Below are 25,449 nucleotides of genomic sequence, written 5' to 3' on the forward strand. Positions count from 1 at the left end.
CGTCATGGTGAATGGCGAGCACGCCACTCTAAGCCCCGACGAGAAGGAACTTCTCGCCGGGGCGCTGCTTGGCGAGGGCCTGCCATCGGAGGCCGAAGAATTTCTCCATCTCGCCAGCGAAACCTACGCTGACTCTGAAACGGCGGAGCGTTACTTACGCCAGGCCCAGCAATGGGCCCCGGATCACGCCGCGGTGTTGATCGGCTTCTATCGCTTTTACTTTTACAAAGGCAGATTGCGAGAAGCATTGGAGATCGCCAATCGCTGCCTCGAAAAAGCGGCGCGCGAAAACAACATGCCGCGGGATTGGCGACGCGCCTCGGCGCAGGACGCGGTTTTTGACCGCTACGACGAAATTCTGCCGCGCTTCTTTCTCTTTACGTTGAAGGGCTACGCCTATCTGCAGATGCGCCTCGGCGAGTTCGAGGAAAGCCGGGTCGCCATCGCAAAGCTTCTCGAACTCGACCCAACGGACAAGATCGGCGCTAAGGTCCTTCTTGGCGTTCTCGACAGAATCGGCTTTGACGATGACGCGTGAGATCGACGAAGCGCGCGACTGGCGCGGTCTGGATATCGATTGTGCGAACTGCGCGCATCGAGACCTGCTGGCCATGGGGCGGTGCGAATTGCGCAAAGCCTGCGTGCACGACCGATATGCGCGGCGCATCGATCGCTTCTTCAATTGGAATCCCGAGCTCGCCGACGGCTATCTCGCGCATCCCCATTTCGAAGTGCGCGCCATAGCGGCGAAATTCGCCAATCCTTTTCTCTTGCCGCGCTTATTGTCGGATCCCGATGAAACCGTGCGCTGGGAAGCCGTGCGGCGATTGCCGGCGCGCTATCAATGCGAATTGCGCAATGATCCGCATCGCGAAGTGCGCATCCGCGTCGCGACTTTGCTCGACGATCCAGACCTTCTGCCGATGATGCAGGATGAGGATTATTACGTGCGGATCGTGATCGCGCGGAAGGTGGCGCCGGCGCTGCTGGTGATGATGTTCGATGACCCGGAAGTGGAAGTTCGGCGTATTGTCGCGCAACGGGTCGACGCCCAGTGGCTTGGGCGAATGTGTCGAGATTCGAACGCCGATGTGCGGCTTGAAGCGGCGCAAAGGCTGACGCCGGAACAATTGTTGGATTTGAGAGATGACGTCGATTGGCGCGTGCGCCATTACGTCGCGACCAGACTGAACGTGGATGAAATCGGACATTTGATCAACGACAGCGATCCGCTCGTCGCGGAAGCGGCCCGCGAACGTCTCGCGGGCGAGGCATTGAAGTGATGTCTGGATGAACGCCCGCATCAGCCTTAGACCGGCTTCAACCCGCAGCCCGCCCCACGACGAAATCCAGAGACGCGCCGCCAACAGTCAGGACTGTTCCGGCCGCCATAGCATCCGCGAGCCTGTCCAGGCGGATCAACGCGAGGCCTCTATCGCCGCTGTGTGAGCCCGCGACGCCGATCTCGATCTCGCCCGCCATGACTTTTGTTCCGGGAGCCGGAGCCTCGCCGTCCACGTGGTAAGGCGTGACGCGCTTGCGCACGAGGTTGCGATGCTTCGTGCGTGAGACCACTTCCTGGCCGATATAGCATCCCTTGGTGAAATCGACGCCGGCGAGCAGGTCCATGTTCGCTTCGTGCGGAAATGCGGCGCCATAGGCGAAATCGACCCCGCCTTGCGGAACGCTGGCGGCGATACGCGCCGCTTCATAATCTTCGCGAGCGTCTTCCGCTTTCGCGCCGCGCGGCGCGATCAGCCGCCAGCCGAGCGTCTCGGAGCGCGGGTCCCGCGCCATCGCCAGCGCAGGAATGTCCGGTCGCGCCTCCCCGAGAACGGCGAAGGCGGCGAATTCGTCGCTTCTGGATGTGACTCTCACCGCCGCGCGCAATTTATACATGCCGAGGCGACGCAGGAGATCCGGCTCCAAGCTGCTCGGGCAATCAAGCAAATAGCGGCGCGTCTCGCCGTCGCCTTCCACAAAGACAAGGAAGTCGACCAATATCTTTCCCTGCGGCGCCAGCAGCGCGCAGAAGCGGGCTTCGCCCGGGACGAGCTTGGCGATGTCGTTGGTGACGAGATTATGCAAGAATTTCGTCGCGTCGGCCCCGGCGATTTCGACAATGCCGCGATCCTGCAGGCTGATGATTGCTGACATTGTGTCTTATGCTCCAAGCGCGTCTGTAAGCCGCCGCGGTTTGTCGTAAGCGCGCGACTCGCCGGATCGATTCTGGAAGCAACGATCCTGCCATGGCTGCAACCCCAAACTGCAAAGCGCACGCGCGCAACACGCACGGGGTTCGCCATCGCGCCGCCGCGTCTTCCAAGGAAGCGGCCCTAATCAAAACCACCCCTGCGCGGCGAAAAAACGCCCAAAAACTTTCTACCGCGTCGGCAATTACTTTGTCGCCCACATCACATGGTTGTTAGCTTTTTGACATCGAACAACCCGTCGGCACTCATTCACAAATCATTGATTCAAAGCCATGTTCATTCGGCGATCACACCCTGCAAGCGCTGGCATGGACATTGCGAAAGAGGGACCGGCTCGAGAGAATCGAGGGCCGTCGCAGAGAACCTCTTACTGGGAGTCCTTCTCTAACTCGGCAGCGAAGCAAGGCGCCGCGAGAGAGCAGCGGCAATGAGTAGGGGCCCAAGAGGAGATAGACATGTCGTCACTACGGCAAATCGCATTTTATGGCAAAGGGGGCATCGGCAAGTCGACGACGTCCCAGAACACGCTCGCCGCTCTGGCCGAGATGGGTCATCGCATTTTGATCGTCGGCTGCGATCCGAAGGCGGACTCGACGCGCCTCATCCTGCACGCCAAGGCGCAGGACACCATCCTGAGCCTCGCCGCCAATGCAGGCAGCGTCGAGGATCTGGAAATCGAAGAAGTGATGAAGGTTGGCTATCTCAACATTCGTTGCGTTGAGTCGGGCGGACCGGAGCCTGGAGTTGGCTGCGCGGGCCGCGGCGTCATCACCTCGATCAACTTCCTCGAGGAAAACGGCGCGTACGAGGACATCGACTATGTGTCCTACGACGTGCTCGGCGACGTGGTCTGCGGCGGGTTCGCCATGCCGATCCGTGAGAACAAGGCGCAGGAAATCTACATCGTCATGTCCGGCGAGATGATGGCGATGTATGCCGGCAACAACATCTCCAAGGGCATTTTGAAATACGCCAATTCCGGCGGCGTGCGCTTGGGCGGTCTGGTCTGCAACGAGCGTCAGACCGACAAGGAGCTCGAGCTTGCGGAAGCTCTGGCGAAGAAGCTCGGCACGACGCTGATCTACTTCGTGCCGCGCGACAATATCGTGCAGCACGCCGAACTGCGCCGCATGACGGTGCTGGAATATGCGCCGCAGTCCGAGCAGGCGAATCATTACCGCAATCTTGCGGTGAAGATCCACGCCAACCAGGGCAAGGGCATCATTCCGACGCCGATCACGATGGACGAGCTCGAAGACATGCTGATGGAGCACGGCATCATGAAGGCGGTCGACGAGAGCCAGATCGGCAAGACCGCTGCCGAACTCCAGGCGATCGCCTAACCCGTCAACGCATGAGCGTCGACCTCCCGCACGCGGGAGGTCGAGCTGAAATCCAGAAAGCATTAAAGGAGACATCAAATGAGTGTTTCGCCCACATTGAGCGTTGCGGAGATCAAGGACCGCAACAAAGCGCTCATCGAAGAAGTTCTGAAGGTTTATCCCGAGAAGACCGCCAAGCGCCGCGCAAAGCACCTCAACGTGCATCAGGAAGGCAAGCCGGACTGCGGCGTGAAGTCGAACATCAAGTCGATTCCCGGCGTGATGACCATTCGCGGCTGCGCATACGCCGGCTCGAAGGGCGTTGTCTGGGGTCCGATCAAGGACATGATCCACATCAGCCATGGCCCGGTGGGCTGCGGCCAATATTCCTGGGCGGCGCGCCGTAACTATTACATCGGCACGACCGGCATCGACACGTTCGTCACGATGCAGTTCACGTCCGACTTCCAAGAGAAGGACATCGTCTTCGGCGGCGACAAGAAGCTCGCGAAGATCATGGACGAGATCCAGGAGCTGTTCCCGCTGAACAACGGCATCACCGTTCAGTCGGAATGCCCGATCGGGCTCATTGGCGACGATATCGAAGCGGTGTCGAAGGCCAAGTCGAAGGAATATGACGGCAAGACCATCGTCCCGGTGCGTTGCGAGGGCTTCCGCGGCGTTTCTCAGTCGCTCGGCCATCACATCGCCAACGACGCGATCCGTGATTGGGTGTTCGACAAGATCGCTCCCGACGCCGCGCCGCGTTTCGAGCCGACGCCCTATGACGTCGCCATCATCGGCGACTACAACATCGGCGGCGACGCCTGGTCGTCGCGCATCCTGCTCGAGGAAATGGGCCTGCGCGTGATCGCGCAATGGTCGGGCGACGGCAGCCTCGCCGAACTGGAAGCGACGCCGAAGGCGAAGCTGAACGTTCTGCATTGCTACCGTTCGATGAACTACATTTCGCGCCACATGGAAGAGAAGTACGGTATTCCGTGGTGCGAATATAACTTCTTCGGCCCGAGCAAGATCGCCGAATCGCTGCGCAAGATCGCCAGCTATTTCGACGACAAGATCAAGGAAGGCGCTGAGCAGGTCATCGCCAAATATCAGCCCCTGATGGACGCGGTGATCGCCAAATACCGTCCGCGTCTGGAAGGCAAGACCGTCATGCTGTTCGTCGGCGGCCTCCGCCCGCGTCACGTGATCGGCGCTTACGAAGACCTCGGCATGGAAGTCGTCGGCACCGGCTATGAGTTCGGCCACAACGACGACTATCAGCGCACCGCCCAGCACTACGTTAAGGACGGAACGCTGATCTACGACGACGTGACCGGCTACGAATTCGAAAAATTCGTCGAGAAGATCCAGCCCGATCTCGTCGGCTCCGGCATCAAGGAAAAATACGTCTTCCAGAAGATGGGCGTGCCTTTCCGCCAGATGCACAGCTGGGACTATTCGGGTCCCTACCATGGCTATGACGGTTTCGCGATCTTCGCGCGGGACATGGACATGGCGATCAACTCGCCGGTCTGGAAAATGACCAAGGCGCCTTGGAAGACCGAGGAACTGCCGCTGCTCCAAGCCGCGGAATAAATCAGCGCCGGCGCGCCGCGAAGGCGCGCGCCGGCTCCCCGAAATGCATGACGCGAGGGTTCGACCATGCCGCAGAGCGCAGAACACGTCCTAGACCATTTTGACCTCTTCAGAGGTCCCGAGTACCAGCAGATGCTGGCGAACAAGAAGAAGATGTTCGAAAACCCGCGCGATCCGGCTGAGGTGGAACGCGTTCGGGAATGGGCCAAGACCCCCGAATATCGCGAGAAGAACTTCGCTCGTGAGGCATTGACGGTCAATCCGGCCAAGGCCTGCCAGCCGCTCGGCGCGGTCTTCGCCGCCGTCGGTTTCGAGCAAACGATCCCCTTCGTTCATGGATCGCAGGGCTGCGTCGCCTATTATCGCAGCCATCTGTCGAGACACTTCAAGGAGCCGAGCTCCTGCGTGTCCTCGTCGATGACGGAGGACGCGGCGGTGTTCGGCGGCCTCAACAACATGATCGATGGCCTGGCCAACACCTACAACATGTATAAGCCGAAGATGATCGCCGTCTCGACCACCTGCATGGCGGAAGTCATCGGCGACGATCTGAACGCCTTCATCAAGACCTCGAAGGAAAAGGGCTCGGTTCCGGCGGAATACGACGTTCCTTTCGCTCACACCCCGGCCTTCGTCGGCAGCCACGTCACCGGCTACGACAATGCGCTGAAGGGCATCATCGAGCACTTCTGGGACGGCAAGGCCGGCACGACGGCCAAGCTCGAGCGCAAGCCGAATGACAAGATCAACTTCATCGGCGGCTTCGACGGCTACACGGTCGGCAATATGCGCGAAGTCAAGCGCATCTTCGGCTTGATGGGCATCGACTACACCATCCTCGCCGACAATAGCGAAGTCTTCGACACGCCGACGGACGGCGAGTTCCGCATGTATGACGGCGGCACGACGCTGGAAGAGGCTGCCGATGCGATCAACGCCAAGGCGACGATCTCGATGCAGGAATATTGCACCGAGAAGACGCTGCCGCTGATCGCCGCGCATGGTCAGGAAGTCGCCGCCTTCAATCACCCGATTGGCGTCTCGGCGACTGACAAGTTCCTCATGACGCTGTCGCGCATCACCGGCAAGCCGATCCCTGAAGAGCTGGCGCGCGAGCGTGGTCGTCTTGTTGACGCTGTGGCCGATTCAAGCGCCCACATTCACGGCAAGAAATTCGCGATCTACGGCGATCCGGATCTCTGCCTCGGCCTCGCCGGGTTCCTGCTGGAGCTTGGCGCCGAACCGACGCACGTGCTCGCCACGAATGGCGGCAAGGCTTGGGCGGCGAAAGTGCAGGAGCTGTTCGACTCCTCGCCGTTCGGCCAGAATTGCCACGTCTATGCCGGCAAAGATCTTTGGCATATGCGCTCGCTGCTGTTCACCGAGCCGGTGGATTTCCTGATCGGCAACACCTACGGGAAATATCTCGAGCGCGACACCGGCACGCCGCTGATCCGTATCGGCTTCCCGATCTTCGATCGCCATCATCACCACCGCTATCCGGTGTGGGGCTATCAGGGCGGCCTGAACGTTCTGGTGTGGGTGCTCGATCGCATTTTCGAATCGATCGACGCCACCACCAACGTGCCGGCGAAGAGCGACTATAGCTTCGACATTATCCGCTAAGACGATGTGGCTCCCGCCCCGAGCGGCGGGAGCCACAACTTGCTTGCAGTGACGCTGTCGCAACGTGAAGGAGAAGAGGCATGAGTTCGCTTTCGGCCACGATCCAAGACGTTTTCAACGAGCCGGGCTGCGGTAAGAACGCGAACAAATCAGAAGCCGAACGCAAGAAGGGGTGCACCAAGCAATTGCAGCCCGGCGGCGCGGCTGGCGGTTGCGCTTTCGATGGCGCCAAGATCGCCCTTCAACCACTCACGGACGTCGCCCACCTCGTGCATGGCCCGATCGCCTGCGAGGGCAATAGCTGGGACAATCGCGGCGCGAAGTCTTCCGGCTCCAATCTTTGGCGCACCGGCTTCACCACCGACATCAATGAGACCGACGTGGTCTTCGGCGGCGAGAAGCGGCTGTTCAAATCCATCCGCGAGATCATCGAAAAATACGATCCGCCCGCGATCTTCGTCTATCAGACCTGCGTGCCCGCGATGATCGGCGATGATATCGACGCTGTGTGCAAAGCGGCGCGCGAGAAATTCAACAAGCCGGTCATTCCGATCAACTCCCCGGGCTTCGTGGGGCCGAAAAATCTCGGCAACAAGCTTGCGGGCGAGGCGCTGCTGCAACATGTGATCGGCACGGAAGAGCCGGAATATACGACGCCCTACGACCTCAATATCATCGGCGAATACAATCTGTCCGGAGAATTGTGGCAGGTGAAGCCGCTGCTCGACGAGCTCGGCATTCGCATCATGGCCTGCATCTCCGGCGACGGAAAATATAAGGAGGTCGCCTCCTCGCATCGCGCCAAGGCCGCGATGATGGTCTGCTCCAAGGCGATGATCAATGTCGCGCGCAAGATGGAGGAGCGCTACGGCATCCCCTTCTTCGAAGGCTCCTTCTACGGCATCGAGGATAGCAGCGACTCGCTGCGCGAGATCGCGCGCATGCTGATCGAGCGCGGCGCGCCCGCCGAACTGATGGATCGAACCGAGGCGCTGATCGCGCGGGAAGAGGCAAAGGCCTGGGCGGCGATCGCCAAATACAAGCCGCGCTTCGAAGGCAAGAAAGTGCTGCTGATCACCGGCGGCGTCAAATCCTGGTCGGTCGTCGCGGCGCTGCAAGAGGCGGGTCTCGAACTTGTCGGCACCTCCGTCAAGAAGTCGACCAAGGAAGACAAGGAGCGCATCAAGGAGCTGATGGGTCAGGACGCCCATATGATCGAGGATATGACGCCGCGCGAAATGTACAAGATGCTCAAGGATGCGCGCGCCGACATCATGCTCTCGGGCGGCCGCTCGCAGTTCATCGCGCTGAAAGCCTCGATGCCCTGGCTCGACATCAACCAGGAGCGGCATCACGCCTATATGGGCTATGTCGGCATGGTGAAGCTCGTCGAAGAGATCGACAAGGCGCTTTACAATCCCGTTTGGGCGCAGGTGCGCAAGCCGGCGCCTTGGGAAACGGCCGGAGAAAATTGGCAAAGCCGCGCGATGGCGCAGGCGGAAGCCGAGGCGGCGGCGCTCGCCGCCGATCCCGTGAAGGCGGAAGAGGCTCGGCGCGCGAAAAAGATCTGCAATTGCAAGAGCGTCGAACTCGGGGTGATCGAGGATGCGATCCTCGCGAACAATCTCTCGACGGTCGAGGGCGTGCGCGAGAAGACGAACGCCTCCGGCGGCTGCGGCGCCTGCGCCGTGCGCATCGAGGAAATTCTCGCGCAGATGGTCTCGGCCTCTCACGCGATCGCGGCGGAGTAACGCAATGGCGAACGTCTCCGTCAGCAAGAAGGCCTGCTCGGTCAATCCGCTCAAAATGAGCCAGCCGATTGGCGGCGCCTTGGCCTTCATGGGCCTGCGGGGCGCGATGCCGCTCCTGCATGGCTCGCAGGGCTGCACGTCTTTCGGCCTGGTGCTGTTCACGCGGCATTTCAAAGAAGCCATTCCGATGCAGACGACCGCGATGAGCGAAGTCGCGACGGTTCTGGGCGGCTACGATAATGTCGAGCAAGCGGTGCTCAACATCTACAACCGCACGAAGCCCGAGATCATCGGAATTTGCTCGACGGGGGTCACCGAGACGAAGGGCGACGACGTCGACGGCTACATCAAGCTCATTCGCGAGAAGAACGCGGCGGTCGCGAATCTGCCGATCGTCTATGTGTCGACGCCGGACTTTAAGGACGCCTTTCAGGACGGCTGGGAAAAGACAGTGACGCGCATCGTCGAAACGATGGTCGAGGCGCCAAAGAGCGCCGCGCGCCGCGATCCGACAAAGATCAATGTGCTGCCAGGCTGCCATCTGACGCCGGGCGACCTCGATGAATTGCGCACGATCATCGAGGATTTCGGCTTGGAGCCGACTTTTCTGCCCGATCTCGCCGGATCGCTCGACGGCCACATACCGGATGATTTCACCCCGACGACCATCGGCGGCGTTGGCGTCGAAGAAATATCCATGATGGGTCAGGCCGGCTGGACGATCGCGATCGGCGCGCAAATGCGGCGCCCCGCCGAAGCCATGCAAAAGAAAACCGGCGTTCCGTTCCGGATGTTTGAACGGCTGTGCGGGCTTGAGGCCAATGATGCGCTGATGTCGTTCCTGACCGAAATCAGCGGCCGCCCGGCACCGATGAAATATCGTCGCCAGCGCGGCCAGCTCGTCGACGCGATGCTGGACGGACATTTCCACATCGGCGGGCGGAAACTTGCGGTCGGCGCCGAGCCGGACCTGCTCAATGAGATCGGCGGACTGCTGACCGAAATGGGCGCGCAACTTCTTGTCGCGGTGACGACCACGCAATCGCCGGTGCTCGAACGACTGCCGACCGAAGAGGTGCTGATCGGCGATCTTGAAGATCTCGAGAATTTGGCGAAGGCCAAGGACTGCGATCTGATGGTCACCCATTCGCACGGCAGGCAAGCGGCCTCTCGCTTGAAGATCCCGTTCTTTCGCATGGGCATTCCGATGTTCGACCGCCTCGGCGGCGGGCATCAGTTGATGGTCGGCTATCGCGGCGGTCGCGATCTGATCTTTGACATCAGCAATCTGTTGATGGCCGATCACGACGACAACCACGAACCGACACCTGACAGCTGGCGCGATGGCGTCGGCCCGTCACACGCCGCAACCTCGCACTAGGGGCGAAAAAGGAGGCGCTATGAAAGTCGCATTCGCAACCCAGGATTTGAAACGCGTCGACGCGCATTTCGGCTGGGCCAAGAACATCGCGATCTACGAGATCGGACCGGAAGGTCACGAATTCGTCGAGGCCATCCAATTTGACGGCGATCTCAAGGAAGATGGCAATGAGGACAAGCTCGCGCCGAAGATCGACGCGATCAAAAATTGCGCCATTCTTTACGTCGCCGCGATCGGCGGCTCTGGCGCGGCGCGAGTCGTCGCCAACAACATTCATCCGATGAAGGTCAATCAGCCGGAAGCCATCTCAGACCTCCTGGACAAACTCCAGGAAGTGTTGAGAGGCGTGCCGCCGCCATGGCTGCGCAAAGCATTGACCAAGGGAAAAGAGCGCGTGCTCGATTTCGAAGAGTGAGGAATGCTCATGACTGAACCTACCGCCGTGCTCGAAAAAACTCCGGTCTCCGAGCTTCCGTTCATGAAGGAGCTCATCAAGGTCTGGCGCGCCCAGGACACGCACGGGACCTGGGAGACGAAGGGCGACCTCGAACTCTTGGCTCCCTATGTCCTCGACAAAGAGGCGCGCCGCGCGCTGCCGATCATCGGCGATCCCGATCCAGAGACGATCTGGCGCATGGAGCTCTTCTTCAACGCTATCGCGCTCTCCATCGAACGCGCCACGGGCGTCATGATCTCGCCCATGCTGAAGATGAGCCACGAAGGTTTCGGCCGCATGGTGCTGATCGGCGGACGCTTGATCGTCGTGAACAAGCAACTTCGCGACGTGCATCGCTTCGGATTCGACAGTTTCGAGAAGCTCGCGTCAGAAGGCGACAAATATGTTCAGTCCGGCGTCGAGATGATCGAAAAATACCCGGACGTCGCAAAATACTGAGGTCAGTGATGAGCGAGATCGACGATCTGAAGGCGGAAATCAAAAAGCTTTCGGCAAAGGCCATGCAGGCCAAAATGGATCTGCATGATCTTTCGGAAGAGCTGCCGATCAATTGGCCCACAATCCCCGAGATTGCGCAAAGGGCGCATGAAGCTTTTGCCGAGCTGGAGAAGAAGCGCGCCAAGTTGAAGTCCCTGGAGACGGTCTAACTCGAGAAAGAAAGTATACGGCCATGTCACAAGCGACGCGCGATGGGCGCGATTGGTGTCCAGAATACCTTGTTGCGATCGATCCCGGTAAATGCATCGGTTGCGGACGCTGTTTCAAGGTGTGCGGTCGCGACGTGATGACGCTGAAAGGTTTGAACGAGGACGGCGAACTCGTTGCGCTGGACGACGATGAGGACGAAGAAGTCGAAAAGAAAATTATGGTGATGAATGATACCGGCGCCTGCATCGGCTGCGGCGCCTGCGCGCGCGTGTGTCCGACCAATTGTCAAACGCATGCGGCGGAAGACGTCGCGCTGGTTTGAGTAGAAAAAATGCGAGCCTCCAAAAAGGAGGCTCGCAACGCCAAGCCTGAATTTGCTACTCGATGCCCTGCTCGCGCGCCTTCCACATGGCGGCGATGCGAAAGCGCTCAGCGATCGCGATGGGATCGGCCAACATCATCGCCTGAGCGTCGGCGAGCGCCTTCCTGACAGTTGCGGTCTCTTCCGCGTTCAGCGCCACGCGGCCGGCGACATGGGTCGCGTCCGGCATGATCGACCAGATTTTTCGCTTCGCGGGGTGCATCTTCACCTCGGTGAGATCGACCGCTTCGAGAGCGCCGTCAAGATAGAGCGCAAAGCCTTTGACTTCGAGTTTTCGTCCATCTTCAGTGATCTTCACGAGAGTCGTCATCGTCACTCTTCCTGTTGCGCGAGCCAGCCATAGCCGCCCTGATCCCAAAGTTGGGCGAGTAGCTTATCTGCATTCCAGTCGGGATATTGGAGCTTTAATTCGTCGTAGTCCTTGAGAAAGCGCGCGGCGTCGTCGCCGTGCAATTCAGCGATCATTCCGTCGGCTTTGTTGTGAAGCGTGAAGCGCGTCCGATCGGCCGCGGTGGAGAGAGCATACTCGTCTCCCGTTTCGAGCTCATGGTCATCGCGAACGCTCACGCGCTGCACTCCTTCTTAAGCCGCCACCGCCGCTTGTTCGGCGCGCTCCCACTCCGCCCAGGATCCGTCGTAGACGGCGACATCGCCCCGTCCGAGGAGATAGAGCGCCAGGGCGTCCATGCAGGACGTCATGCCCGAAGCACAGGTGGCGACGATCGGCTTGCTCAGATCCACGCCGGCTGCTTCGAACCGCGCGCGCAGCCCCTTGGAATCGAGGAGCACGCCTGTCTGCGGATCGACCAGATCGGCCCAAGGCACGTTCACGGCGCCCGGAATATGTCCGAGTTTCTTGAAGGGAAAGACGTCGGCTTGCGAGCCGTCGAATTTGCCCGGCCCGCGGCCGTCGACAATCTGCTCGCCGCCGTTCCCGACAACGCTTTTCATTTGATCGAAATTGCGGACGAGCTCCGGCCTGAAGTTCGGCGTGAAGGTCCTGGGCTGCGGACGCACCGGCGACATTTCGGTTGGATGTTTGGCGGCGACCCATTGGTTGAATCCGCCGTCGAGCATCGCGACGTTGTCATGGCCGAAGACGCGGAACATCCACCACACGCGCGCCGCCGCCGAACCGCCGAAGAGCCGGTCGTAGACGATCACGCGGTCGCCGTCTCCAATGCCGAGCAGTCCGACTTTTTTGGCAAAGTCCGCCGCATCCGGCAACATGTGCGGCAGATCGGAATTCGGATCGGCGATGTGATCGACGTCGAAATGGACGGAGCCCGGCAAATGCCGGCCGCGATATTGATTGCGGCCGTCGAGATTGGTGCTCGGATGATGCCAGGTGCAGTCGAGAATGCGAATGTCGCCGTCGCTCAGATGTTCGGCTAGCCATGCCGCGCTGACGAGCGCGCCGGTCAGGGGTTCAGCCATCGGTCGGACCTCTTGTCTGCAAGTTCACAATTGTGGCGCGTCGCCAAGCGTCACGGAGCGTCACGGGGCGACGGGAAGCGGATAGCCGGAGCGCGGACGCGTGCCGTAATAGTCGGGCCGCTCCGGCCAGTCGCCCTGCTTGATGGTGAATTTGACAACCTTCACCGGAGCGCCGGGCGAGCAGGAGACCTCGGCGAATTTGATTTCACGATCGCCGCTGCCGGCGGAAAAATCCGCGACCACCGTGCCGTCGGCCTTGCGCGCCCGCGCAAATCCCGGCGTGCCGGTCGTGGACGCCGGAACGGAATCGGCGACGAACAAGGGCGTCTCAACGCCGTCGGTGGAGGGACCAAACGCCGGCGAGGCGAACGTAAAAGCCGCCAACACGCCACTGCGGTCGACCGCGATGTTCGCCGTCGCGGGGCGCGCGACGGAGTAGACGGTCAACGTGCCGCCGCTCAGCAGTTCCTTCAACTCGTCCGGCGAGCAGTTAGCGAATTCGGTGGCCAGATTCATCTTCGACTCCTTAGCTGTGCAACTCCAGCAGGGAGGTTCAAGTTTCGTGCCATGACGTCCGATAGATCAGCCGTTCGCGCGTCGCCGAGAATCTTGCACACTAATTGCTATCCCCTGCATCGAACAGGGAGCGGACGACGCAACATGTTGGACGTGGCGATCATCGGCGGCGGGTTATGCGGTTTGGCGCTGGCGCGAAAGCTCCACCTGCGCGGACAAGACATTGCGATCTTCGAGGCGCGCGATCGCCTCGGCGGGCGCATTCTCACGGCGCCGCGCGACGGCGGCGGCGGCTTGGACCTCGGCCCGACGTGGTTTTGGCCGAAAACGCAGCCGCTGATGGCGCAACTCGTCAAAGAACTGGCGCTGCCTGACTTCGCCCAGCACGATGAAGGCGCCGTGCTGCATTTGCGCGAAGGCGAAAAAAGCGCCGAGCGCATCGAAGACAAGCGCCTTTACGACGACGCGCGGCGTTTGCACGGCGGGATGACGGTCTTGGTGGAGGCTTTGGCCCGCGCACTGCCAGCGGCGTCAATGCATCTCGGTCACGAGCTGGCGAGCCTGCGGGATTGCGGCGACCACGTCATGCTCGCATTCAAGACCGGCGAAGAACCCATGGAGATCGCGGCGCGCCGCGTCGTTCTCGCTCTGCCGCCGCGCTTGCTGTGCGAGGCCGTTCTCTTCACGCCGCCTTTGGACGAGGCGACGGACCAAGCCATGCTTGGCGCCGAGACCTGGATGGCGGCGCAGGCGAAGGTTGCGATGGAATATCGCGACGCCTTTTGGCGGGAGCAGAATCTGTCCGGCTCCGCCTTCGTCACGCATGAGCAAGCCGTGATCGGCGAAATCTTCGACGCCTGCGACATGGCGGCGGGTCTTTATGCGCTCGGCGGCTTTCTTGCCCTCAACGCCGACTTGCGCGAGTCCTTCGGCGTGGGTCTGCCGGTGTTGCTTGAGAGTCAAATCTGCAATGTGTTTGCCCGCAATGTCGAACCATTGCACATTCACTATCAGGATTGGGCGAAAGAGCGACTAACGTGCAGCGCGGCCGACCGCGCGCAGCAGGGCGGCGACGGTTCGCACGACGTCGCGAATCCTCTATTGCGCCAAGCGCTGTGGGATAAGAAGCTGTTTCTCGGCGGCTCGGAAACAGCGGCGCGCAACGCCGGCTATCTGGAAGGCGCTTTGGACGCCGCGAGACGCATCGAGCGCGCCTTGGCGGCGCTCGAGGCGAAAAAGACGACCTCCGGCGACGCCCTCTTCGACGATATGCCGGTGAACGAGGCGAGTCTGGCGCGTTTCTCCGCTTGGGTGGACACGCGCGCCGACGAGGTTTTCGAAAATTACCGCCGGCGGCTCAATCGCGCCCTGGCGTCGCAAGAGCGCGACAATCTTACGCAGGTGGCTGTGCTCGGGGCGATGGAGGAGGTGTTTCAACAGGCGCTGAGCCTGTTGGCGACGCTGCCCTTCGACATGGACGACGTCGCGATCGAACGCGGCCGCGCCGCGCTGACGCCGCGCATCCAAAAACCTTTTGGCGACTTGCTGCAGTCGATCATGGACGACGTGGTCGCCTTCAACCAGACGTCCTGCGCCCTTTCCAACTTCCCGGACGAACATAAATTGTCTCAAGAATACACCCGGGTCATCATGCAGGACATCGCCGCGGCCTGGCGGGAGTTTTCGCTTTCGGCGAATGGGCTGTTGTTGGCGAAGCGGCGCGAAGCGCAGAGGCAGGAGGTGTCGTGATGAGCGAGCAGGGAACGACGATCGAGCAGGACGACGCGGCGCCGGAAGCGGTCGTCTACGCCTTTTGCGCAATGAGCGACATTCCGAGCCAGAAGGCGCGCGGCTTCAACCTCGTGCGGCTCGACGACAATGGCGAAGAGAAGCCGTTTCCGATCGTCGTCGTGCGCTGGGGCAAGCAAGTGTTCGGCTATCTGAACAAGTGCCCGCACGACGGCGTCAATCTCGATTGGGAGCGAAATACGTTTCTCGAGCCCAATTACGGGCTGCGGCTAATGTGCGGCAAGCACGGCGCGCTGTTCGAGCTCGGCACTGGCATGTGCATTGAGGGCCCGTGCAAGGGACGCGGCCTCGTTCCGGTGCCTCTCGCGATCATCGACAATGACATCTGCGTCGTCGGCGTCAAACTGGCGGAAGATGTCGACGAAGACGCCGAAGAAGGGGAATGCGCCGGCGAATGACGCGGACGCGATCCGCTTCCGCCTCAGCGGAAAGTTCGCCCTGAAACCGTGGGCTAGCGGAGGTAAAGATCTGACGTCCGCGGCGTCGTTTCCCAAATCGCATCGCGATTGAACCGCTCTCTAGAGCACGCGCTCCAATTCTACTTCTTTGCGGCGCGCTCTAGAGCAGGGACAGTGGCGGTCGGAGCCGGCGTTCGGCCTGCCCCCACCGGATCAAACCGGCCGGTTTTCGTTACGGTTCTTGACGGGCTCCATGCGCTCGACGCCCTGTTGATACGCGATGACTTCGTAAGCGTCGTTGAACTTCTGCGCGGTGTCGAGAAGAACGTCGAGCTTGCCGCCGGTGTCGAGCTTCTTGATGTCATTCTTGTCGACCATGGCGAGATCCATCATCTCTTTCCACACCGTCGACTCGTCGCAGGGCAGCACGTTGTAAGTGATCTCGCCGAGCTTGACGCGGAATTTCGCGAGCAGGTCGATATTGTTGCAGAACATGAAGTAGGCGCCGGTGGGCGAGAGAAGATCGCCGATCACTTCATGGGCCGCTTCGAGATAAGCGAAATTGTGCAGATAGCCGGCGAGGATCGGGATCGTCGCTTCGCCTTCGTTCGCGTAGGTGAGCACCTGCTCGATGCTATAATCCGGCGGCCGCTTCTCGTCGGCTAGCTGCGCCTGGAATTTTAGCGCGATATCGCCCCGAAAACCGAAACGTCCCGGCTTGCCGGTCGGCCCCTTAAGCACTGCGTTGAGCAGGCGGCCCTCCCGATCCAGCCGAGCAAGGGCAGTCTTCTCAATTTGAGTCATCGACAGTTCTCCGCTTTGCAATCCGTACGCAGCATCCGCGCGGGGGATCCTTCGTTACGCCGCGCCCCATGCAAAAACTTCGCCGCAGTTTCGAAGCCTCGATGGCGCGATCGGCGCGACGGAACCGACACGGAGCGGTTGGCAATGTACGAAACAAGACAAAACCTCCCGATATTCCGGGCTATCGCGCTGTTTAGCCCGCAATTGTCGCGGCACATGAATTGCTTTGAGTGAGGCAGCCGCATTTGGATAGTGGAACAGCGACATGATCAACCTGACCGACAGCGCCCTGAATGCAGTGCAGACGGCCATTTCGAGCGCCGCCGATCCCGTCGATGGGCTGAGGATCATGGTGGAGGCCGGCGGCTGTGCGGGCTATCAATACAAAATGGGTCTTGTGCGCGAAGCCAGTCCCGACGACACGGTGATTGAGCGCAGCGGGGTCAAGGTGTTCATTGACAACACCAGCCACGAACTCCTGACAGGCACGACCATCGACTATGTCGTCGCGGTGCAGGGCTCGGGGTTCACCTTCGACAATCCGAACGCGCAATCGAGCTGCTCCTGCGGCAAGTCTTTCGGATAAGACCGACTTCACAATTCATGAGAGCGCGTCCGCGGGACTGCGTTGCGGAGGACGAAGCTATGTTGCACGACAACCAGAAGACCGAAGAAGCTGGCCAGATCGAAACGGCTCCGTCGCCGGAGCGCGAGCAGGTCATTCGCGCCGTCATCGACGAGATTCGCCCCAATCTGCGCCGCGACGGCGGCGACTGTGAGCTCATCGAAATCTGCGGCAACAAAATCATGGTGCGACTCACCGGCGCCTGCGTGCTCTGCAAGTTGAGCAGCGCCACGCTCGAAGGAATCCAGGCCAAGCTGATCGAAGAGCTCGGCGAGTTCGTGCGGCTCGTGCCTGTGCCGGGTGCCGCGGCGCGTCTTTGAGCGAGAGTGTCGATGCGGCGCGTCTATCTCGACAATAACGCGACGACGCGCACCGACCCTGAGGTCGTGGCGAAGATGCTGCCGTTTTTCAGCGAGGAATTCGGCAACGCCTCGTCATCACACGGCTTCGGCGTCGAGGTCTCGGGCGCGGTCCGAGAGGCGCGGCGCAGCGTGCAGGCGCTGCTGGGCGCGGCGCATGATCACGAGATCGTGTTCACCTCAGGCGGTACGGAATCGGACAATGCGGCGGTCTTGGCCGGGCTCGCGGCGCGCGAGGGTCGCGACGAGATCGTGACCACCGCCGTCGAGCACCCCGCGATCCTGTCGCTCGTCGAACATCTGCAAAAGACTCGTGGCGTCACCGTGCATCTCATTGGCGTCGACGCGCGCGGGCGCATCGATCTCGACGCTTTTCGCGCGGCGCTGGGGCCGAAGACTGCGATCGTCTCGGCGATGTGGGCGAACAACGAAACCGGTACGCTGTTTCCTGTCGAAGAACTTGCGCGTCTCGCGCATGAGGCAGGCGCTTTGTTTCATACCGACGCTGTGCAGGCGGTCGGCAAGATTCCGATCGATCTGAAAACGACGCAGATCGATTTCCTTTCGCTTTCCGGACATAAGCTGCACGGCCCGAAGGGAATCGGCGCGCTCTATGTGCGTAAGGGAACGAAATTCGCTCCGTTCCTTCGTGGCGGCCATCAGGAACGGGCGCGCCGCGGCGGGACGGAGAATACGCCGGGGATCGTCGGACTTGGCGCCGCCGCCGAATTGGCGCGATTGCGCCTGCAAGAAGACGCCGTCCATATCGCGGCCTTGCGTGACAGGCTCGAAGCCGGCGTGACGCAGCGGATCGGTCAGTGCCAGATTTCCGGCGACGTCGACAATCGGCTCGTCAACACCTCCAACATCGCCTTTTCCGACATAGAGGGCGAAGCGATATTGACCCATTTGGATCGCGCCGGCATCGCCGCCTCAACCGGCTCGGCCTGCACGGCGGGATCGACCGAGCCTTCGCATGTGCTGCGTGCGATGAACGTGCGGGAGGAGGCGTTGCATGGCGCGATACGCTTCTCCCTGTCGCGAGAAAACACGATTGAAGAGATCGACGATGTGCTGGAGACGCTGCCCGGCATCGTCGCCAAGTTGAGGGAAATCGCGCGGGCGTCGCGCCATACGGAAGCGCAGCTGCTCACGAACTAGCGCGGGCGCGATGACCGCGCCAAAGGAGTTGATGTAATGAAGATCATGATCCGCCGTTCGCCAGAGACCGGCTTGTCGATCTACGTCCCCAAAAAGGACCTGGAAGAGCCGATCGTTGAAACCGAGCACGAGAGTTTGTGGGGCGGCTGGATCAAGATCGCCAACGGCTGGGTTCTCGATCTGCCGGAGATGGCGGCCGGCACTTCGCTTCCGATCACAGTCAATGCGCGCAAGCGCGGCGAAGGGGAGTGAACGCGATGAACGCGCCATTTGACAGCTATGTCCTCCTTGAAGGCGAGAAGGCCGAGGAAGCGCTCGGCAAAATCGCCGCTGAGCTGAAGACGGGGACCGTTATTCCCTATATCGGTCCTGGGTTGACGCAGCTCACGCCAACCGAAGTGCCGATGACGCCCGAGACGCTCGCCGCGTTTTTCGGGACAAAGGTGGCGCTGCCAAAACGCGCCAAAGGCAACTGCTGGGCAAGCGCGCAGCACATCGAGAACATGAAGCATCGTTCGACCGTCTCGACGTTAATGTCGCAGGCCTTCAACGACAGCATCGCGCCGACGCCGCTGCATTTCTACCTTGCGTCGCTGCAGCTGCCGATGATCGTTGACAGCTGGTACGACGCGACGATGCGTTCGGCGCTCGAAGGACGTAGCGACTGGGGCGAGATCCAGGGCATCACCCGCGCCGGCATCGGCGAGGACCGCTGGTACCGGTTCTACGAAGCGGACGGAACGGAAACCACCAAGGAAAAAGCCGACGCCTGGAAGACCGTCCTCTACAAGCCGCATGGCAGCATCGCGCCCGCCAAGAATTTTCTGATCTCTGACGCCGATTACGTCGAGGTGCTAACAGAGATCGACATTCAGACGCCCTTGCCGGAGGCGGTAAAGAATCGCCGGTCCGAGCGCAGCTTCCTGTTTGTCGGCTGTCGCTTCCACGATCAGTTGTTGCGCACATACGCCCGGCAGATCATGAAGCGTTCGACGACGACGCATCACGCCATCGTCGATCCGGCCGTGCTGACGAAAAACGAGCTGAAGTTTCTCACGATCCAGGGGATCATACCGATCGCGCTTCCCATCGATCGCGCATGCGAGATCCTGATCCGCTAAGGGATCGCTACCTTACTGGCGCGGCGGCGGGCGACCCGGCCAAAGCGCTCGGTGATTCGTGCGCGTCGGCGGAAGATGCATGGCCGAAACTGTCGTCGCGCCTTCAACGCAGAAGCGAAGCCAAACAAGTTTCGACGGATGTAGCATTTTTTACATTCATTCTTGACTGCCATGTCTCGCTTGTCGGCAATGGTACAGGCCCGCAGCCCTTTTTCGCTCGGCCTCTTCACACTGCAGCGTGGCACGCATGTTGCCTCTTGTTCGGCGAAGCGAAAGACGCGGCTTCGCGGTTCCGTCACGCAGTTCGACGGCGCCGAGTCAGGTCGATGACGAGACGATTCCCGGCGGTTTGAGCGGCGTGTAACTGCAGGCCGACACCATGGAAGAAGACAGCGATGAGCAACATCGTTCGCGACAGTGAAGTTTGTGAACTGACTGCGCCGCCCGTCTTTTCCTTCGGCGAGAAAGTGAAGGCGAAGCGTACGATCCGCAACGACGGGACATACGCGGGCAAGGAGATCGGCGAGGTTCTCGCCAAGAAAGGCGAGGAAGGGTACGTCGTGAGCATCGGCACCTTTCTCCAACAATTCTATATCTACGGGATTGAGTTCACCGAAAGCGGCAATCGCGTCGGCATGAAGCGCAAGGAACTCGAGTCGGCTAATCCGCGCGATGACGTCGATCTCCCGCTGCCTTGAGGAGTGTGAACGTGTTCGAACCACGAATGCCGAAATATCAATGGGGTCAGCGAGTGAAGACGCTCGTCGATCTGGTCAATGATGGGAGTTATCCCGACGAGAAACCGGAGGCGCTGCTCGTCGCCAACGGCGGTTTGGGCGAAATCGTGCAGGTCGGATCGCATACGGATACGAATACGCCGATCTATCTCGTTGAATTTCCCGACGGCCGTGTCGTCGGTTGTCTCGAGGAAGAGATCGCGCCCTTGTAAGAGGAGCGTTGGCGAGCATGCGATCGACGGTCACGACACTCGGTGGCGCCGCGTCGGCTCAGCCGAATGAATTCGACTACAAGCGCATCGTGCGCGCCTTGGAACAACGGCGTCGCTACCGCTATGTCACGCCAGTCGTGACGAAAACCGCGAACGGCTATCGCATTCAGAGCCCGTGTTGTTCGCGGAACGTCGATCCGGACGGCGGCGTCATCGATATCGCCTTAGTGCTCTTCGACGAGCGCAAAGGCAATTGGCGCCTTCTTCGCAAGGACCATGCAATCGGCGTGTGGGAGCTGGACAGCGAGTTTTCACGTCTTGCGGAGTTGCTCGACCATCTCAAGGAAGACGCCGAGCGGCGCTTCTGGCAGTGAGTTTGATCTCGACAGAGGATAGATGATGGCGATCAGCGACGTGGAACTGACGGAGATCGAAAGACTGCTCGGGGCCGAGGCGACGCCGGCGCTTTCGGAGCTGCGCGCGAAATTCTCCCATCTCTCCTGGACGCGCTGCGACGTGTCGGACGTGATCGAAACGCCTTTCCGCAGCTTTACGACCTGCGACGTGCATTTGCTCGACGGCGCCGATCATTGCGTGACGGTTACCGACGATCCGGCGCGCGCCACCGGCGTTATCGTCGCCTTTCGGGGGAGTTTGCGATGAATGCCCGGGCCGACGTGAACGATAAATTCGAAGCAAAGCCGCCTGCTCCCGGTGAGGCGTTGGGCGGGGATCTCATTCCGCTCTCCGACCCCGACATCACGCTCGACGACATTGCCGCGGTCGAGGCGGTGCTGCGCTCCAGCCGCTTGTCCAGCGGTCCGGTGATGGAGGCTTTCGAAGCCGCCTTCGCCGCCTATCTCGGGCGCAAATACGCGGTGGCTGCGCCAAGCGGCACGATGGGGCTGCTGCTCGCGCTCGCCGCGTACGAGATCGGTCCGGGCGATGAAGTGATCGCCTCTCCGCATTCCTTCCGCGAAACCGTGCATGCGATCGCGCTTGCTGGCGCCAAGCCGGTGTTCGCCGACATTGACTATTGGTCTGGCGTCATCGCGACCGGAAAGATCGAGGCGCTGATCACCGACAAAACGCGCGCGATCGTGGCGAGCAACACCAATGGCCATCCGGCGCAATGGGCGGAGCTGCGCGACATCGCCACCAAGCATCGGCTCATCCTGCTCGAAGATTCCACCGAAGCAATCGGCTCCAAGTACAAGGGCGCGCTTGTCGGCACCTTCGGCGACGCGTCGGTGTTCGATTTCTCGCAGCCCGGGCCGCTGGTCTGCGGCGAAGGCGGGATGGTGGTCACCGACGACATCGACGTCGCGGTGGCGATGCGGCGCTTTCGCGCGCATAGGCCGAGCGAGCGATCATCGGTCGTGGTGGGCTCCAGCGCGCCCTATCAGGCGGCGATGAGCGACATGAGCGCGGCGCTGGGCATGGCGCAGCTGCGAAGGCTCGAAGAAATTCTCGAGAAGCGTAAGCTCATCGAGCACTACTACTTCAAGCACGTCAAATCCTTCGAAGGCATCAAGGATCCCTTCATCGGGCCAGAAGTCGACGAGGTGCACTGGTTTCTTTACGTCGTGCATCTCGGCACGCGCTTCAGCAAATCCAGCCGGGACTCGATCGTCGAGGATTTGCTCGTCGAAAAGGTGGAAGCCGCCGCTTACAGCAATCCCTTGCATACGCAGCGGCGCTATTTCGACTACGGCTATCGTCGCGGAAGTTTTCTCGTCGCCGAAAAAGTTTCGGACCGCGCCGTCGCGATGCCTTTCCACGTCCATCTGCAAGAGCGCCAAATCGCTTTCATCGTGCAGACGATGAAGGAGGCGTCGATCAATGTCGGCGCGGGCGCCGCCATTTACTAATCGTCTAGATCCCAACCAGGAGTATCGAAATGCCGACCGTAACCATCATGCCCTCCGGAAAGACGGTGGACGCCGCCGAGGGCGCAACCTTGCTGCAGATCATCATGTCGAGCGGCGAGGAGATCAATCACAAGTGCGAAGGAAAAGCGCAATGCGGCTCTTGCCACATCTACGTGCATGAAGGCCGCAAGGGCGTTTCGAAGATCGCGCGCGAAGAGAACGAAAGGCTCGACACCATCGTTGGCATCGGCTCGAAGTCCCGCCTGGCGTGCCAGGCGAAGATCCTCGGCACGGAAAATGTCAAGGTCGAACTGCTCGGCTTTGCGTCGGGCCTATAAGGGAGGGGGGAGAAATGTCTTCCGACATCGTCATGCTTCATGTTCGCTTTGCGCCTGACGGCGGCGTCGTTGAAATCAGCGAGCGGCCGACGCCGAATTCCGCGCAGGCCTGGTTCGACTGGGTCAGCCTGAACGCGCCCGACGCCTATCAGGCGCTTTCCGGCGGTCGTGGCGTGTTCCGTCTGACGCGCGACAAGCTCGAAGAACTGCGCGCGAGCATCGCCGCCAACAATGCGGCGGCCTGATTTGGCCCATCGCGTCGCGTAAAAGGATCCCTTCCGCGAAGGACGTATTGCGGAAGGGAAGCTTGGTTTCAGGTCAGGAAGGTTTCGGCGAAACGGGCGCGTTTTTCGGCCGTATCGAGCCCATTCGCGATGGGCCATTTATTGTCGTAAAATAATGAATTGACGGCGCGGCTGACTTCCTTGCCGCGCAAATACCAGCGCACCACGCCATCGGGAAAAATAACCGCGGGGCCGTCTTCGCGATGCACGATGCCGTCTTCGACGCTGATCTGCGTCCCCGCGTAGAGGTAACAGCCGGCAAGTCGCGAAAGATCGTCTTGATTGCGTTCGTCAACCTGGAGCATGACCACTTTTCGCCTCCGCTGATAGCCATCGATTCTACGACGAAGCAATAATCACGCTTGGCGCAGGGTTCGGCAAGAATAATGCTTGTTCGCGCCCTGGACGCTGCGCGAGGAAGATTGTTGTCTTTCAGACACTGTCGCGCGCCGAAAAGTCCGCTCTCGAGGGCGCTGCGCCTACGAGGGAGCGGATAGACGACGACGGGGATTTTGGCATGCAGGGCGATGTGAGTCTCTACGTCATTTGCGCGCTCGACAGTCTGGAGCGCGGCCAAGCGGCGCCCTTCAGCCTGTCGCGCGTCACGGATGAAGGAGAAACACGCCCCTTTTCGATTTTCGTCGTTCGGACCGAAAATGACCAATGTGTGGGCTATGTAAACATCTGCCCGCACCAAGGCTCCTGGCTCAACATCGGCGACGGCAAATTCTTTAGCGAGGACGGTCAAAGGTTGCGTTGCGGCAGGCACAAGGCCGAATTCGACGTCGAGACGGGTGTGTGCGTCACGGGACCGTGCGTGGATAAAATGATCGAGCCTGTCGCGCTCGTCGTCATGGATGGCGACGTGTGCCTGTGCGGCGTCAAACTCGCCGAAGAAGAGATTTCCGACGACGACGATCTGGACGAAACGATGGAGATCATGATCCATCCAGGCTGAGTGGCGCAGCGGATGGCACGTATGAAAGGCGCACGATGACCGTGGCTGAATTGATCGTGAAATTGGCGGAGTTGCCGCAGGAGGCCGTTGTGCTGATCGACAGCGACGGCGGGCTTTCTCGCGTCAGCGGATTGGACTTCGTCGAGGGCCAGGGGCCAGGCGCGCCGGCGGAAGTCATCCTCGCGCCGAGTCTCGACGAATGAAGGTTGGCCTCCCGGCTGTCGCCTGAGTCTTTACTCGGGGGCCGCTGAAGGCTCTCCGTGCAGCGGTATCCCGAAGAATGCCTCGTCGTCGCCGCCCCATGCCTTATGCAGCGCGAAAGCTTCGCGCCACCGGATCTGCTCGGCTTCCGTCGCCGCGCGATGCGTCACTTTCCCGGCCGGCTTTTCGGCGAGTAGAAACGCCTTGCCGTTGCGCAAGAATCGATTGAGATCCTTCGTGTCGATCGGGCGGACGACGCAGCGCGGGTCTTCATCGATCAGAATGGTCGTCGGCAGCATGAGCGCAGCTCCCGTTGCGATGGATCAAAAGCCTTCCGCCTTGCTTCCCCAGGGATGCGAACCGGGAACGAGCGAGGCCTTGATTCCCGCCTTTTCGATGTCGGCGAGGGTCTTGTAATAGGTGCCTTCATGCATGAGCGCGCCGCTCTTGGTCATGATCGCCACATAGCGCGCCACGGTATCGGCTTCGCATAAATAGCCGCCGCCTGGATCGCTCGTGCTTCGCGCGTTGCCGTCCCAGTCGATAAAAAAGCCTTCGTCAGCCATGTTTCCTCACGCGTTGATGTTTGAATTCTCACACCGGAGGGCAGCAAGTTTCTTGCCAATGCCTTCGGCGCTGCAGCGGGAACGAGACTTGCTTGCAAAAGGCATGTTCGCGCGCAATGCACGCAAGCGCGCAATCGAAGGAGAAACCGGTGGCTGACCTCGCGCATAGAAATGCATCGCTTGACGACATGAAAGACCTTTGGGCCTTGATGCGGCAAACGGCTGCCGACATTCCGTGTTCGATCGAAAGCGAAAGCGATCAGGAGCGAGCGCTGACGGAGATCATGAAGTGCTGCACGGCCGAATTCTCGCCGGTTATTCTCGATGCGAAGCGTAATGTCGTCGGGGCCTTATTGGCGCGTCGCGATGAACTCGATTGGGGCCTGCGCAACATTGAAACAATCAACGTCTCGCTGGCGGCGGTGTCCGCCGACCATCGCGAGAACGGCGCATTCAAAGTGCTGATCGACGCGATATTGAAGCGCAATGCGCCGGTCTATGTCGAAGTGAAAGCCGGCGAGGCGCAGGGGTTGGCAGCGGAACTCAAAGGCTGCGGCTTCTCCTTGACGAAGACCGAAGACGGCGCAGAGCTCTACAAATGGGAGCCGGCGACGGAAGCCAAAGCTGCCTGAATGTCGCTTCCAGAGCGTGGAGCGGGCGCGTTTCGCGC

At 60.7% G+C, this 25,449-nt stretch carries 37 protein-coding genes; 28 read left to right on the forward strand and 9 right to left on the reverse strand.

From position 1 onward, the window contains the following. The first annotated feature begins 4 nt into the window (after positions 1-4). Together ACPS74_RS11790 and ACPS74_RS11795 are read left to right on the forward strand one after the other, a co-directional pair. Positions 5-538: a tetratricopeptide repeat protein gene (locus ACPS74_RS11790; RefSeq protein WP_029649214.1), complete on the forward strand. Its 534-nt coding sequence runs from the start codon at positions 5-7 to the stop codon at positions 536-538. Next, positions 528-1,283, forward strand: coding sequence for a 4Fe4S-binding leucine-rich repeat protein (locus ACPS74_RS11795; protein ID WP_029649212.1), 756 nt, complete (start codon positions 528-530; stop codon positions 1,281-1,283). The genes ACPS74_RS11790 and ACPS74_RS11795 overlap by 11 nt, the downstream gene beginning before the upstream one ends. Before the next feature lie 37 nt (positions 1,284-1,320). Here ACPS74_RS11795 and ACPS74_RS11800 read toward each other — a convergent pair whose 3' ends face one another. Beyond that, positions 1,321-2,157, reverse strand: a complete 837-nt coding sequence (locus tag ACPS74_RS11800; protein ID WP_029649210.1) for a YgfZ/GcvT domain-containing protein — start codon at positions 2,155-2,157, stop codon at positions 1,321-1,323. 511 nt (positions 2,158-2,668) lie between these two features. Between ACPS74_RS11800 and nifH the strand changes: the two genes are divergently transcribed. The 9 genes from nifH to fdxB all read left to right on the forward strand — a co-directional run bounded on the left by nifH (position 2,669) and on the right by fdxB (position 11,322). Continuing rightward, a complete protein-coding gene (gene nifH, locus ACPS74_RS11805; protein WP_018406756.1) occupies positions 2,669-3,556 on the forward strand; it encodes a nitrogenase iron protein in 888 nt (295 codons plus the stop codon). A gap of 78 nt (positions 3,557-3,634) precedes the next feature. Next, entirely contained in the window at positions 3,635-5,137 is a 1,503-nt protein-coding gene (gene nifD, locus ACPS74_RS11810; RefSeq protein WP_018406757.1) for a nitrogenase molybdenum-iron protein alpha chain, read from the forward strand. A gap of 66 nt (positions 5,138-5,203) precedes the next feature. Beyond that, complete coding sequence (nifK, locus tag ACPS74_RS11815) at positions 5,204-6,763, forward strand: nitrogenase molybdenum-iron protein subunit beta (protein WP_029648357.1); 1,560 nt, start codon at positions 5,204-5,206, stop codon at positions 6,761-6,763. Between the two features lie 80 nt (positions 6,764-6,843). Further along, positions 6,844-8,514: a nitrogenase iron-molybdenum cofactor biosynthesis protein NifE gene (gene nifE / locus ACPS74_RS11820; RefSeq protein ID WP_029652203.1), complete on the forward strand. Its 1,671-nt coding sequence runs from the start codon at positions 6,844-6,846 to the stop codon at positions 8,512-8,514. Between the two features lie 4 nt (positions 8,515-8,518). Then, positions 8,519-9,895 carry a nitrogenase iron-molybdenum cofactor biosynthesis protein NifN gene (gene nifN / locus ACPS74_RS11825; RefSeq protein WP_029652202.1) on the forward strand — a complete coding sequence of 459 codons (1,377 nt, stop codon included), beginning with the start codon at positions 8,519-8,521 and terminating at the stop codon, positions 9,893-9,895. 19 nt (positions 9,896-9,914) lie between these two features. Next, the gene (gene nifX / locus ACPS74_RS11830; protein WP_018406761.1) at positions 9,915-10,310 is read left to right on the forward strand and encodes a nitrogen fixation protein NifX; all 396 of its coding nucleotides are present in this window, start codon (positions 9,915-9,917) and stop codon (positions 10,308-10,310) included. Between the two features lie 9 nt (positions 10,311-10,319). Beyond that, entirely contained in the window at positions 10,320-10,790 is a 471-nt protein-coding gene (locus ACPS74_RS11835; protein ID WP_026222704.1) for a NifX-associated nitrogen fixation protein, read from the forward strand. Positions 10,791-10,798: 8 nt separating this feature from the next. Then, complete coding sequence (locus tag ACPS74_RS11840; RefSeq protein WP_029652201.1) at positions 10,799-10,999, forward strand: CCE_0567 family metalloprotein; 201 nt, start codon at positions 10,799-10,801, stop codon at positions 10,997-10,999. Positions 11,000-11,022: 23 nt separating this feature from the next. Then, positions 11,023-11,322 carry a ferredoxin III, nif-specific gene (gene fdxB / locus ACPS74_RS11845; protein ID WP_026222705.1) on the forward strand — a complete coding sequence of 100 codons (300 nt, stop codon included), beginning with the start codon at positions 11,023-11,025 and terminating at the stop codon, positions 11,320-11,322. Between the two features lie 55 nt (positions 11,323-11,377). On the opposite strand, the gene ACPS74_RS11850 is transcribed toward fdxB, so the two are convergent. From ACPS74_RS11850 to ACPS74_RS11865, 4 genes are read right to left on the reverse strand one after another with little or no spacing between them, the layout of a single operon-like run. Continuing rightward, positions 11,378-11,692: a hypothetical protein gene (locus tag ACPS74_RS11850; RefSeq protein WP_026222706.1), complete on the reverse strand. Its 315-nt coding sequence runs from the start codon at positions 11,690-11,692 to the stop codon at positions 11,378-11,380. A 2-nt stretch (positions 11,693-11,694) separates the two neighbouring features. Then, positions 11,695-11,949, reverse strand: a complete 255-nt coding sequence (locus ACPS74_RS11855; RefSeq protein ID WP_029652200.1) for a hypothetical protein — start codon at positions 11,947-11,949, stop codon at positions 11,695-11,697. 15 nt (positions 11,950-11,964) lie between these two features. Then, on the reverse strand, positions 11,965-12,819 hold the full coding sequence (locus ACPS74_RS11860) for a sulfurtransferase (protein ID WP_029652199.1): 855 nt from the start codon (positions 12,817-12,819) through the stop codon (positions 11,965-11,967). Positions 12,820-12,879: 60 nt separating this feature from the next. Then, positions 12,880-13,335, reverse strand: a complete 456-nt coding sequence (locus ACPS74_RS11865; protein WP_018406768.1) for a hypothetical protein — start codon at positions 13,333-13,335, stop codon at positions 12,880-12,882. Between the two features lie 144 nt (positions 13,336-13,479). On the opposite strand from ACPS74_RS11865, the gene ACPS74_RS11870 reads away from it, so the two are divergent. Both ACPS74_RS11870 and ACPS74_RS11875 read left to right on the forward strand, forming a co-directional pair. Continuing rightward, complete coding sequence (locus ACPS74_RS11870) at positions 13,480-15,084, forward strand: flavin monoamine oxidase family protein (protein WP_029652198.1); 1,605 nt, start codon at positions 13,480-13,482, stop codon at positions 15,082-15,084. Next, a complete protein-coding gene (locus tag ACPS74_RS11875) occupies positions 15,084-15,542 on the forward strand; it encodes a Rieske (2Fe-2S) protein (protein ID WP_029652197.1) in 459 nt (152 codons plus the stop codon). The genes ACPS74_RS11870 and ACPS74_RS11875 overlap by 1 nt, the downstream gene beginning before the upstream one ends. 213 nt (positions 15,543-15,755) lie before the next feature. Here the strand turns inward: ACPS74_RS11875 and ACPS74_RS11880 are convergent, their stop codons facing one another. Continuing rightward, a complete protein-coding gene (locus tag ACPS74_RS11880; RefSeq protein ID WP_029652196.1) occupies positions 15,756-16,346 on the reverse strand; it encodes a hypothetical protein in 591 nt (196 codons plus the stop codon). Positions 16,347-16,611: 265 nt separating this feature from the next. Here ACPS74_RS11880 and ACPS74_RS11885 point away from each other — a divergent pair, with 265 nt between their 5' ends. The 12 genes from ACPS74_RS11885 (at position 16,612) to ACPS74_RS11940 (ending at position 23,015) form a co-directional block, all read left to right on the forward strand. Then, positions 16,612-16,932, forward strand: coding sequence for an iron-sulfur cluster assembly accessory protein (locus ACPS74_RS11885; protein WP_014892118.1), 321 nt, complete (start codon positions 16,612-16,614; stop codon positions 16,930-16,932). A 59-nt stretch (positions 16,933-16,991) separates the two neighbouring features. Beyond that, the gene (locus ACPS74_RS11890; RefSeq protein WP_029652195.1) at positions 16,992-17,291 is read left to right on the forward strand and encodes a NifU family protein; all 300 of its coding nucleotides are present in this window, start codon (positions 16,992-16,994) and stop codon (positions 17,289-17,291) included. 12 nt (positions 17,292-17,303) lie between these two features. Further along, positions 17,304-18,491, forward strand: coding sequence for a cysteine desulfurase NifS (nifS, locus tag ACPS74_RS11895; RefSeq protein ID WP_029652194.1), 1,188 nt, complete (start codon positions 17,304-17,306; stop codon positions 18,489-18,491). A gap of 36 nt (positions 18,492-18,527) precedes the next feature. Further along, on the forward strand, positions 18,528-18,743 hold the full coding sequence (nifT, locus tag ACPS74_RS11900) for a putative nitrogen fixation protein NifT (protein WP_018406774.1): 216 nt from the start codon (positions 18,528-18,530) through the stop codon (positions 18,741-18,743). Positions 18,744-18,748: 5 nt separating this feature from the next. Next, a complete protein-coding gene (locus ACPS74_RS11905) occupies positions 18,749-19,612 on the forward strand; it encodes an SIR2 family NAD-dependent protein deacylase (RefSeq protein ID WP_029652193.1) in 864 nt (287 codons plus the stop codon). Between the two features lie 395 nt (positions 19,613-20,007). Further along, positions 20,008-20,310, forward strand: coding sequence for a nitrogen fixation protein NifZ (locus ACPS74_RS11910; protein WP_014892123.1), 303 nt, complete (start codon positions 20,008-20,010; stop codon positions 20,308-20,310). Positions 20,311-20,321: 11 nt separating this feature from the next. Then, a complete protein-coding gene (locus ACPS74_RS11915) occupies positions 20,322-20,561 on the forward strand; it encodes a nitrogen fixation protein NifZ (protein ID WP_026222711.1) in 240 nt (79 codons plus the stop codon). A gap of 17 nt (positions 20,562-20,578) precedes the next feature. Continuing rightward, entirely contained in the window at positions 20,579-20,935 is a 357-nt protein-coding gene (locus ACPS74_RS11920) for a hypothetical protein (RefSeq protein WP_029652191.1), read from the forward strand. A 22-nt stretch (positions 20,936-20,957) separates the two neighbouring features. Then, positions 20,958-21,224 carry a hypothetical protein gene (locus tag ACPS74_RS11925; RefSeq protein WP_014892126.1) on the forward strand — a complete coding sequence of 89 codons (267 nt, stop codon included), beginning with the start codon at positions 20,958-20,960 and terminating at the stop codon, positions 21,222-21,224. Then, positions 21,221-22,432 carry a DegT/DnrJ/EryC1/StrS family aminotransferase gene (locus tag ACPS74_RS11930; protein WP_029652190.1) on the forward strand — a complete coding sequence of 404 codons (1,212 nt, stop codon included), beginning with the start codon at positions 21,221-21,223 and terminating at the stop codon, positions 22,430-22,432. Before ACPS74_RS11925 ends, ACPS74_RS11930 begins: the two co-directional genes overlap by 4 nt. A gap of 29 nt (positions 22,433-22,461) precedes the next feature. Continuing rightward, complete coding sequence (locus ACPS74_RS11935; protein WP_029652189.1) at positions 22,462-22,770, forward strand: 2Fe-2S iron-sulfur cluster-binding protein; 309 nt, start codon at positions 22,462-22,464, stop codon at positions 22,768-22,770. A gap of 14 nt (positions 22,771-22,784) precedes the next feature. Further along, a complete protein-coding gene (locus ACPS74_RS11940; RefSeq protein ID WP_029652188.1) occupies positions 22,785-23,015 on the forward strand; it encodes a hypothetical protein in 231 nt (76 codons plus the stop codon). Between the two features lie 68 nt (positions 23,016-23,083). Here the strand turns inward: ACPS74_RS11940 and ACPS74_RS11945 are convergent, their stop codons facing one another. Further along, a complete protein-coding gene (locus tag ACPS74_RS11945; RefSeq protein ID WP_029652187.1) occupies positions 23,084-23,359 on the reverse strand; it encodes a hypothetical protein in 276 nt (91 codons plus the stop codon). 212 nt (positions 23,360-23,571) lie between these two features. Between ACPS74_RS11945 and ACPS74_RS11950 the strand changes: the two genes are divergently transcribed. Continuing rightward, complete coding sequence (locus ACPS74_RS11950; RefSeq protein WP_029652186.1) at positions 23,572-24,012, forward strand: Rieske (2Fe-2S) protein; 441 nt, start codon at positions 23,572-23,574, stop codon at positions 24,010-24,012. 35 nt (positions 24,013-24,047) lie between these two features. Continuing rightward, entirely contained in the window at positions 24,048-24,215 is a 168-nt protein-coding gene (locus ACPS74_RS11955) for a hypothetical protein (protein ID WP_014892132.1), read from the forward strand. A 30-nt stretch (positions 24,216-24,245) separates the two neighbouring features. Here ACPS74_RS11955 and ACPS74_RS11960 read toward each other — a convergent pair whose 3' ends face one another. Then, positions 24,246-24,512: a hypothetical protein gene (locus tag ACPS74_RS11960; protein ID WP_029652185.1), complete on the reverse strand. Its 267-nt coding sequence runs from the start codon at positions 24,510-24,512 to the stop codon at positions 24,246-24,248. Positions 24,513-24,536: 24 nt separating this feature from the next. Continuing rightward, the gene (locus ACPS74_RS11965; protein ID WP_029652184.1) at positions 24,537-24,779 is read right to left on the reverse strand and encodes a hypothetical protein; all 243 of its coding nucleotides are present in this window, start codon (positions 24,777-24,779) and stop codon (positions 24,537-24,539) included. Positions 24,780-24,928: 149 nt separating this feature from the next. On the opposite strand from ACPS74_RS11965, the gene ACPS74_RS11970 reads away from it, so the two are divergent. Then, the gene (locus ACPS74_RS11970) at positions 24,929-25,411 is read left to right on the forward strand and encodes a hypothetical protein (protein ID WP_239755269.1); all 483 of its coding nucleotides are present in this window, start codon (positions 24,929-24,931) and stop codon (positions 25,409-25,411) included. Positions 25,412-25,449: the final 38 nt, after the last annotated feature.

The organism is Methylocystis sp. SB2 (assembly GCF_049817085.1).
In the GTDB taxonomy this organism is placed as follows: domain Bacteria; phylum Pseudomonadota; class Alphaproteobacteria; order Rhizobiales; family Beijerinckiaceae; genus Methylocystis; species Methylocystis rosea.

Excerpts from the sequence above, each read along its gene's own strand:
- ACPS74_RS11890 (WP_029652195.1), top strand. The coding sequence starts at position 16,992 with ATGTTGCACGACAACCAGAAGACCGAAGAAGCTGGCCAGATCGAAACG.
- ACPS74_RS11800 (WP_029649210.1), bottom strand. The coding sequence starts at position 2,157 with ATGTCAGCAATCATCAGCCTGCAGGATCGCGGCATTGTCGAAATCGCC.
- ACPS74_RS11835 (WP_026222704.1), top strand. The coding sequence starts at position 10,320 with ATGACTGAACCTACCGCCGTGCTCGAAAAAACTCCGGTCTCCGAGCTT.
- ACPS74_RS11860 (WP_029652199.1), bottom strand. The coding sequence starts at position 12,819 with ATGGCTGAACCCCTGACCGGCGCGCTCGTCAGCGCGGCATGGCTAGCC.
- nifT (WP_018406774.1), top strand. The coding sequence starts at position 18,528 with ATGAAGATCATGATCCGCCGTTCGCCAGAGACCGGCTTGTCGATCTAC.
- ACPS74_RS11880 (WP_029652196.1), bottom strand. The coding sequence starts at position 16,346 with ATGACTCAAATTGAGAAGACTGCCCTTGCTCGGCTGGATCGGGAGGGC.
- nifS (WP_029652194.1), top strand. The coding sequence starts at position 17,304 with ATGCGGCGCGTCTATCTCGACAATAACGCGACGACGCGCACCGACCCT.
- ACPS74_RS11935 (WP_029652189.1), top strand. The coding sequence starts at position 22,462 with ATGCCGACCGTAACCATCATGCCCTCCGGAAAGACGGTGGACGCCGCC.
- nifK (WP_029648357.1), top strand. The coding sequence starts at position 5,204 with ATGCCGCAGAGCGCAGAACACGTCCTAGACCATTTTGACCTCTTCAGA.
- ACPS74_RS11875 (WP_029652197.1), top strand. The coding sequence starts at position 15,084 with ATGAGCGAGCAGGGAACGACGATCGAGCAGGACGACGCGGCGCCGGAA.
- ACPS74_RS11870 (WP_029652198.1), top strand. The coding sequence starts at position 13,480 with ATGTTGGACGTGGCGATCATCGGCGGCGGGTTATGCGGTTTGGCGCTG.
- fdxB (WP_026222705.1), top strand. The coding sequence starts at position 11,023 with ATGTCACAAGCGACGCGCGATGGGCGCGATTGGTGTCCAGAATACCTT.
- ACPS74_RS11950 (WP_029652186.1), top strand. The coding sequence starts at position 23,572 with ATGCAGGGCGATGTGAGTCTCTACGTCATTTGCGCGCTCGACAGTCTG.
- ACPS74_RS11965 (WP_029652184.1), bottom strand. The coding sequence starts at position 24,779 with ATGGCTGACGAAGGCTTTTTTATCGACTGGGACGGCAACGCGCGAAGC.
- nifE (WP_029652203.1), top strand. The coding sequence starts at position 6,844 with ATGAGTTCGCTTTCGGCCACGATCCAAGACGTTTTCAACGAGCCGGGC.
- ACPS74_RS11910 (WP_014892123.1), top strand. The coding sequence starts at position 20,008 with ATGAGCAACATCGTTCGCGACAGTGAAGTTTGTGAACTGACTGCGCCG.
- nifD (WP_018406757.1), top strand. The coding sequence starts at position 3,635 with ATGAGTGTTTCGCCCACATTGAGCGTTGCGGAGATCAAGGACCGCAAC.
- ACPS74_RS11920 (WP_029652191.1), top strand. The coding sequence starts at position 20,579 with ATGCGATCGACGGTCACGACACTCGGTGGCGCCGCGTCGGCTCAGCCG.
- ACPS74_RS11925 (WP_014892126.1), top strand. The coding sequence starts at position 20,958 with ATGATGGCGATCAGCGACGTGGAACTGACGGAGATCGAAAGACTGCTC.
- nifN (WP_029652202.1), top strand. The coding sequence starts at position 8,519 with ATGGCGAACGTCTCCGTCAGCAAGAAGGCCTGCTCGGTCAATCCGCTC.
- ACPS74_RS11945 (WP_029652187.1), bottom strand. The coding sequence starts at position 23,359 with ATGCTCCAGGTTGACGAACGCAATCAAGACGATCTTTCGCGACTTGCC.
- ACPS74_RS11930 (WP_029652190.1), top strand. The coding sequence starts at position 21,221 with ATGAATGCCCGGGCCGACGTGAACGATAAATTCGAAGCAAAGCCGCCT.
- ACPS74_RS11960 (WP_029652185.1), bottom strand. The coding sequence starts at position 24,512 with ATGCTGCCGACGACCATTCTGATCGATGAAGACCCGCGCTGCGTCGTC.
- ACPS74_RS11865 (WP_018406768.1), bottom strand. The coding sequence starts at position 13,335 with ATGAATCTGGCCACCGAATTCGCTAACTGCTCGCCGGACGAGTTGAAG.
- ACPS74_RS11955 (WP_014892132.1), top strand. The coding sequence starts at position 24,048 with ATGACCGTGGCTGAATTGATCGTGAAATTGGCGGAGTTGCCGCAGGAG.
- ACPS74_RS11905 (WP_029652193.1), top strand. The coding sequence starts at position 18,749 with ATGAACGCGCCATTTGACAGCTATGTCCTCCTTGAAGGCGAGAAGGCC.
- nifX (WP_018406761.1), top strand. The coding sequence starts at position 9,915 with ATGAAAGTCGCATTCGCAACCCAGGATTTGAAACGCGTCGACGCGCAT.
- ACPS74_RS11790 (WP_029649214.1), top strand. The coding sequence starts at position 5 with ATGGTGAATGGCGAGCACGCCACTCTAAGCCCCGACGAGAAGGAACTT.
- nifH (WP_018406756.1), top strand. The coding sequence starts at position 2,669 with ATGTCGTCACTACGGCAAATCGCATTTTATGGCAAAGGGGGCATCGGC.
- ACPS74_RS11940 (WP_029652188.1), top strand. The coding sequence starts at position 22,785 with ATGTCTTCCGACATCGTCATGCTTCATGTTCGCTTTGCGCCTGACGGC.
- ACPS74_RS11850 (WP_026222706.1), bottom strand. The coding sequence starts at position 11,692 with ATGACGACTCTCGTGAAGATCACTGAAGATGGACGAAAACTCGAAGTC.
- ACPS74_RS11840 (WP_029652201.1), top strand. The coding sequence starts at position 10,799 with ATGAGCGAGATCGACGATCTGAAGGCGGAAATCAAAAAGCTTTCGGCA.
- ACPS74_RS11795 (WP_029649212.1), top strand. The coding sequence starts at position 528 with ATGACGCGTGAGATCGACGAAGCGCGCGACTGGCGCGGTCTGGATATC.
- ACPS74_RS11885 (WP_014892118.1), top strand. The coding sequence starts at position 16,612 with ATGATCAACCTGACCGACAGCGCCCTGAATGCAGTGCAGACGGCCATT.